5 protein-coding genes are annotated in these 6,310 nt (G+C 66.9%); 4 read left to right on the forward strand and 1 reads right to left on the reverse strand.

Annotated features, from left to right (window positions below):
* Positions 1-58 precede the first annotated feature (58 nt).
* Positions 59-1,561, reverse strand: coding sequence for an exopolyphosphatase (gene ppx, locus DK254_RS09500; protein ID WP_218281412.1), 1,503 nt, complete (start codon positions 1,559-1,561; stop codon positions 59-61).
* Positions 1,562-1,755: 194 nt separating this feature from the next.
* Between ppx and trxA the strand changes: the two genes are divergently transcribed.
* From trxA to DK254_RS09520, 4 genes are all read left to right on the forward strand, one after another.
* On the forward strand, positions 1,756-2,082 hold the full coding sequence (trxA, locus tag DK254_RS09505) for a thioredoxin TrxA (protein ID WP_009615069.1): 327 nt from the start codon (positions 1,756-1,758) through the stop codon (positions 2,080-2,082).
* A 246-nt stretch (positions 2,083-2,328) separates the two neighbouring features.
* Positions 2,329-3,591 carry a transcription termination factor Rho gene (gene rho / locus DK254_RS09510; protein ID WP_089391030.1) on the forward strand — a complete coding sequence of 421 codons (1,263 nt, stop codon included), beginning with the start codon at positions 2,329-2,331 and terminating at the stop codon, positions 3,589-3,591.
* 105 nt (positions 3,592-3,696) lie between these two features.
* Positions 3,697-5,163, forward strand: a complete 1,467-nt coding sequence (ubiD, locus tag DK254_RS09515; RefSeq protein WP_109933579.1) for a 4-hydroxy-3-polyprenylbenzoate decarboxylase — start codon at positions 3,697-3,699, stop codon at positions 5,161-5,163.
* A gap of 76 nt (positions 5,164-5,239) precedes the next feature.
* Positions 5,240-6,208 carry a CDP-6-deoxy-delta-3,4-glucoseen reductase gene (locus tag DK254_RS09520; RefSeq protein ID WP_109933580.1) on the forward strand — a complete coding sequence of 323 codons (969 nt, stop codon included), beginning with the start codon at positions 5,240-5,242 and terminating at the stop codon, positions 6,206-6,208.
* Positions 6,209-6,310 lie beyond the last annotated feature (102 nt).

A 6,310-nucleotide genomic window follows, 5' to 3' on the forward strand; every position in this document is an offset into this window, starting at 1 on the left:
CTGCCCGCGAATCGCGCGCAGGGCGCGCTCCTACAGGGGAATGGCGTGGGTGGGGGCCTCAGCTCACGCTCAGTTGGTACCCCACGCGCTGCAGCCAGCCGGCTTCCTGCTCGAAGTCGGCCTGGGTCAGCGGGTTGGCTTCCAGCCAGCCCTTGGGGAAGCGCACTTCCAGGCTCTTCGGACCCACCTTGAGGGTGACGTCCGGCATTTGCTGGGTGCCGCGGATATGGTGGAAGAGGATGGCGAAGCGCAACACGATGCACAGGCGGATCAGCTTGTCGCCCTGTTCGCCCTGCTCGTTGAACTTGTCCGCCGGGATGTTGCGGCGGTGGCCACGCACCAGCAGCGCCAGCACCTGCTGGTCCTCGCGGGAGAAGCCGGCCAGGTCCGAGTGCTCGACCAGGTAGGCGCCGTGCTTGTGGTAGTGGTAGTGGGCAATGTCCAGGCCCAGCTCGTGGACCCGCGCGGCCCAGCCGAGCAGTTCGCGGTGCCAGTCGTCCTGCAGGCCCCAGGCCTCGGCGACCTGCTCCAGCGCCTGCAGCGCCTTGGCCTCGACCCGCGCGGCCTGGTCGAGGTCGACGTGGTAGCGCTCGATCAGCGCGCTGATGGTGCGCTCGCGCACGTCCTCGTGGTGGTGGCGGCCGAGCAGGTCGTAGAGCACGCCTTCGCGCAGCGCGCCCTCGGAGTGCGACATCTGCTTGAGTTCGAGGGCGTCGAACAGCGCTTCGACGATGGCCAGGCCGGCCGGGAAGATCGGCCGGCGGTCGGGCTTGATGCCGTCCAGGTCGAGCTTGTCCACGTCGCCCAGCTTGAGCACCTTGCGCTTGAGCCAGGCCAGGCCCTCGGGGTTGATCTCGCCGTTGCCGTGGCCGCCGGACTGGATCGCCAGGCCCACCGCGCGGATGGTGCCGGAGGCGCCCAGGGCCTCGTCCCAGCCCAGGCGGCGCAGGCTGTTCTCGATGCCCATCAGTTCCAGGCGCGCCGAGGTGTAGGCCTGGGCGTAGCGGGCTGGGGTGATCTTGCCGTCCTTGAAGTAGCGCTGGGTGTAGCTGACGCAGCCCATCTGCAGGCTCTCGCGCAGCTGCGACTCGAAGCGCTGGCCGATGATGAACTCGGTGCTGCCGCCGCCGATGTCGGCCACCAGGCGGCGCCCGACGGTGTCCGGCAGGGTGTGCGACACGCCCAGGTAGATCAGGCGCGCTTCCTCGCGGCCGGAGATGACCTCCACCGGATGCCCGAGGATTTCCTCGGCGCGGCGGGTGAAGTCGTTGCGGTTGCGCGCCTCGCGCAGGGCGTTGGTGCCGACCACCCGCACCGAGCCCGGCGGCATGCCGTTGATCAGCTGGGCGAAGCGCCGCAGGCAGTCCAGGCCGCGCTGCATGGATTCTTCGTTGAGCAGGCGGTCCTCGCCGATGCCGGCGGCCAGCTGGACCTTCTCGCCGAGCCGCTCGAGGATGCGGATCTCGCCATGATCGGCCTTGGCCAGGACCATGTGGAAGCTGTTGGAACCCAGGTCCAGGGCGGCGATCAGTGGGAAGGTCTTGGCGGGGGTATGGGGCATCTTGGAAAGGTCCATTCGTTAACCCCGACATCCTGCCACGATAGCCCTCCGGTGCCAACGAACGCCGGGCCGTCGATCGGTTTCGCCGGGGCCGGCGATAGCGACACTCAATCGCCTGCGCCTTTCGGAAGGCGGCCAAGGCGGGCTATGATGGGCCCACTTTTTTTCGCATCCGATTCCCACGGAGAGATTTCATGAGCGAACATATCGTCAGCGTTACCGATGCCAGCTTCGAGCAGGACGTGCTGAAGGCCGATGGTCCTGTGCTGGTGGACTACTGGGCCGAGTGGTGCGGCCCGTGCAAGATGATCGCGCCGGTACTGGACGAGATCGCCAAGGACTATCAGGGCAAGCTGAAAGTCTGCAAGCTGAACATCGACGAGAACCAGGAAACCCCGCCGAAGTACGGCGTGCGCGGCATTCCGACGCTGATGCTGTTCAAGGGCGGCAACGTCGAGGCCACCAAGGTCGGCGCGCTGTCCAAGTCGCAGCTGGCGGCCTTCCTCGACAGCAACATCTGAGTCGAGACAGCCCCCGGAAAAGCCCCGCACGATGCGGGGTTTTTTTCATTCCATCCCCTAGACGCCCCCTGGCCCGGGTGTTACATTCGGGCCTGCAACGTTGTTTTACGTTGTCCCCTGCAAGCCGTCGCCGACGCACTTCCTATTCGAATTTCCAAGCGATCCTGTCGTCACTCTGCGGCACGGCATTAACGAGCTCACATGCTTGTTTCCCCTTTTCTCATATCTATCTAACACCTCCTTCTTATGAATCTGACCGAACTCAAGCAAAAGCCGATTGCCGAATTGCTGGAAATGTCCGATGCCATGGGCCTGGAAAACATGGCCCGTTCGCGCAAGCAGGACATCATCTTCGCGCTGCTGAAGAAGCACGCGAAAAGCGGCGAGGAAATCTCCGGCGACGGCGTGCTGGAGATTCTCCAGGATGGCTTCGGCTTCCTGCGCTCCGCCGACTCCTCGTACCTGGCAGGCCCCGATGACATCTACGTCTCGCCCAGCCAGATCCGCCGCTTCAACCTGCGCACCGGGGACACCATCGTCGGCAAGATTCGCCCGCCGAAGGAAGGTGAGCGCTACTTCGCCCTGCTCAAGGTCGACTCGATCAACTTCGATCGCCCGGAGAACGCGAAGAACAAGATCCTGTTCGAGAACCTGACCCCGCTGTTCCCGACCAAGCGCCTGACCATGGAGGCCGGCAACGGCTCCACCGAGGACCTCACCGGCCGGGTGATCGACCTCTGCGCGCCGATCGGCAAGGGCCAGCGCGGCCTGATCGTCGCCCCGCCGAAGGCCGGCAAGACCATCATGCTGCAGAACATCGCGGCCAACATCACCCGCAACAACCCCGAGTGCCACCTGATCGTCCTGCTGATCGACGAGCGCCCGGAAGAAGTGACCGAGATGCAGCGCACCGTGCGCGGCGAAGTGGTCGCCTCCACCTTCGACGAACCGCCGACCCGCCACGTGCAGGTCGCCGAGATGGTGATCGAGAAGGCCAAGCGCCTGGTCGAGCACAAGAAGGACGTGATCATCCTGCTCGACTCCATCACCCGCCTGGCGCGTGCCTACAACACCGTGATCCCCAGCTCCGGCAAGGTGCTCACCGGTGGTGTCGACGCCCACGCCCTGGAGAAGCCCAAGCGCTTCTTCGGCGCCGCGCGCAACATCGAGGAAGGCGGTTCGCTGACCATCCTCGCCACCGCGCTGATCGAGACCGGCTCGAAGATGGACGAGGTGATCTACGAGGAATTCAAGGGTACCGGCAACTCGGAACTCATCCTCGACCGCCGCATCTCCGAGAAGCGCGTGTTCCCGGCGATCAACATCAACCGCTCGGGCACCCGTCGCGAAGAACTGCTGACCGGCGAGGAAGAACTGCAGCGCATGTGGATCCTGCGCAAGATCCTGCACCCCATGGACGAGATCGCCGCGGTGGAATTCCTGCTGGACAAGCTCAAGCAGACCAAGACCAACGACGAGTTCTTCGACTCGATGAAGCGCAGCAAGTAAGCGCCGTTGTCTGCCACGAGGCCGGGGAAACCCGGCCTTCGTGTTTCTGCGAAGTGGTGTTAAAGGCTAAACTGTCGCATCTTCGCCTACGCCATCGAGACTTCCATGCAGTATCGCGACCTGCGCGAGTTCATCGCCGCCCTGGAGCAGCGCGGCCAGCTCAAGCGCATCCAGGTGCCGGTGTCCCCGGTGCTGGAAATGACCGAGGTGTGCGACCGCACCCTGCGCGCCAAGGGCCCGGCCCTGCTGTTCGAGAACCCCACCGGCTTCGACGTGCCCGTGCTCGGCAACCTGTTCGGCACCCCCGGGCGCGTGGCCCTGGGCATGGGCGCCGAGGACGTTTCCGAGCTGCGCGAGATCGGTAAGCTGCTGGCCTTCCTCAAGGAGCCGGAGCCGCCCAAGGGCCTGAAGGATGCCTGGAGCAAGCTGCCGATCTTCAGGAAGGTCATCAGCATGGCGCCCAAGGTGCTCAAGGACGCGCCCTGCCAGGAAGTCATCGAGGAAGGCGAGGCCGTCGACCTGGGCAGGCTGCCGGTGCAGACCTGCTGGCCCGGCGACGTCGCGCCGCTGATCACCTGGGGCCTGACCGTCACCCGCGGGCCGAACAAGGAACGGCAGAACCTGGGCATCTACCGCCAGCAGGTGATCGGCCGCAACAAGGTCATCATGCGCTGGCTCAGCCACCGCGGCGGCGCCCTGGACTACCGCGAGTGGTGCCAGAAGCACCCGGACCGGCCCTACCCGGTGGCCGTGGCCCTGGGCGCGGACCCGGCGACCATCCTCGGCGCCGTGACGCCGGTGCCCGACACCCTCTCCGAATACGCCTTCGCCGGCCTGCTGCGCGGCCACCGCACCGAGCTGGTGAAGTGCATCGGCAGCGACCTGCAGGTGCCGGCCAGCGCCGAGATCGTCCTGGAAGGGGTGATCCACCCCGGCGAGCTGGCCGACGAGGGCCCCTACGGCGACCACACCGGCTACTACAACGAGGTGGACCGCTTCCCGGTGTTCACCGTCGAGCGCATCACCCGCCGCCGCAAGCCGATCTACCACAGCACCTACACCGGCCGCCCGCCGGACGAGCCGGCGATCCTCGGGGTGGCGCTGAACGAAGTCTTCGTGCCCATCCTGCAGAAGCAGTTCCCCGAGATCACCGACTTCTACCTGCCGCCCGAAGGCTGCTCGTACCGCATGGCGGTGGTGACCATGAAGAAGCAGTACCCCGGCCACGCCAAGCGCGTAATGCTGGGCGTGTGGTCGTTCCTGCGACAGTTCATGTACACCAAGTTCGTCATAGTCACGGACGATGACATCGATGCGCGGGACTGGAACGACGTGATCTGGGCGATAACCACGCGCATGGACCCCAAGCGCGACACCGTGATGATCGACAATACGCCGATCGACTACCTCGACTTCGCCTCGCCGATCTCCGGCCTGGGCTCGAAGATGGGCCTGGACGCCACCCACAAGTGGCCCGGCGAGACCAGCCGCGAGTGGGGCCGCGCCATCGTCAAGGACGAGGCGGTGACGCGCCGCGTCGACGAAATCTGGGCCAGCCTGGGGATCGATTGATGCGCACGGCCCTTCGTAGGAGCGAGCCTGCTCGCGAATGTCCGGCCGCGCAGGTTCGCGACAGGGAGGCGAAGCCGTGCGTGTGACCCTGCAACCCTCCGGCGCCCAGCTCGAACTGCGCCCGGGCGAGCGCATCCTCGACGGCGCGCGGCGCCTGGGCTTCGACTGCCCGCAGAGCTGCCGCAACGGCAACTGCCACATCTGCGCCGCCCTGCTGGTGGAAGGCCGCGTGCGCCAGGACGGCGAGGTGCGCGACCACGGCGAGCTGTTCACCTGCCTGGCCGAGCCGCTGGAAGACTGCGTGCTGCTCTGGGATGGCGTGCTCGCCCCCGGCGAGCTGCCGGTGCGCAAGCTGGCCTGCCAGCTGACCCTCTGCGAGGCGGTGGGCGGCGACGTCTGGCGCGTGCGCCTGCGCGCCCCGGCCGGCAAGCCGCCGCGCTACCACGCCGGGCAGTACCTGCTGGTGGAGCGGGGCGACGGCAACGGCTCGGCCTTCTCCCTGGCCTCGGCGCCCCACGAGGGGCGCGACCTGGAGCTGCACATCCTGGCGCGGGAGAACAGCGCCATCGAACTGCTCGGGCAACTGCAGCGCGAGCGCATCGCCCGCGTGCAACTGCCCTTCGGCGACGCCCACCTGGCCGAGCTGCCCGACGGCCCGCTGGTGCTGATCGCCGCCGGCACCGGCATGGCGCAGATGCACAGCCTGATCGAGCACTGCCGCGCCCAGGGCTTCGCCCACCCGGTGCACCTGTACTGGGGCGTGCGCCGGCCCGAGGACTTCTACGCGCTGCCGCACTGGGACGAATGGAAGGGCCTGGCCAACCTGCACCTGCACAAGGTGGTCAGCGACCTGTGCGGCTGGCAGGGCCGCTGCGGCCTGCTGCACGAGGCGGTGTGCGAGGACTTCCCCGACCTGGGTAGCCTGACGGTCTACGCCAGCGGCTCGCCGGCGATGGTCTACGCCACCCTCGACGCCCTGGTGGCCGCCGGCATGGACGCCCACCAGATGCGCGCCGACGTGTTCGCCTACGCGCCACGGGATTAAGGCAAGCGGGCCCTGCCCGCGATTCGCGCGCAGGGCGCGCTCCTACATGGGGCACGGTGCTGGGGCAATCCGTAGGAGCGGATCTCATCCGCGAATCGCACC

Source organism: Pseudomonas sp. RW407 (genome assembly GCF_003176655.1).
GTDB classification, from domain to species: Bacteria; Pseudomonadota; Gammaproteobacteria; order Pseudomonadales; family Pseudomonadaceae; genus Pseudomonas; species Pseudomonas delhiensis.

Excerpts from the sequence above, each read along its gene's own strand:
- ppx (WP_218281412.1), bottom strand. The coding sequence starts at position 1,561 with ATGCCCCATACCCCCGCCAAGACCTTCCCACTGATCGCCGCCCTGGAC.
- trxA (WP_009615069.1), top strand. The coding sequence starts at position 1,756 with ATGAGCGAACATATCGTCAGCGTTACCGATGCCAGCTTCGAGCAGGAC.
- rho (WP_089391030.1), top strand. The coding sequence starts at position 2,329 with ATGAATCTGACCGAACTCAAGCAAAAGCCGATTGCCGAATTGCTGGAA.
- ubiD (WP_109933579.1), top strand. The coding sequence starts at position 3,697 with ATGCAGTATCGCGACCTGCGCGAGTTCATCGCCGCCCTGGAGCAGCGC.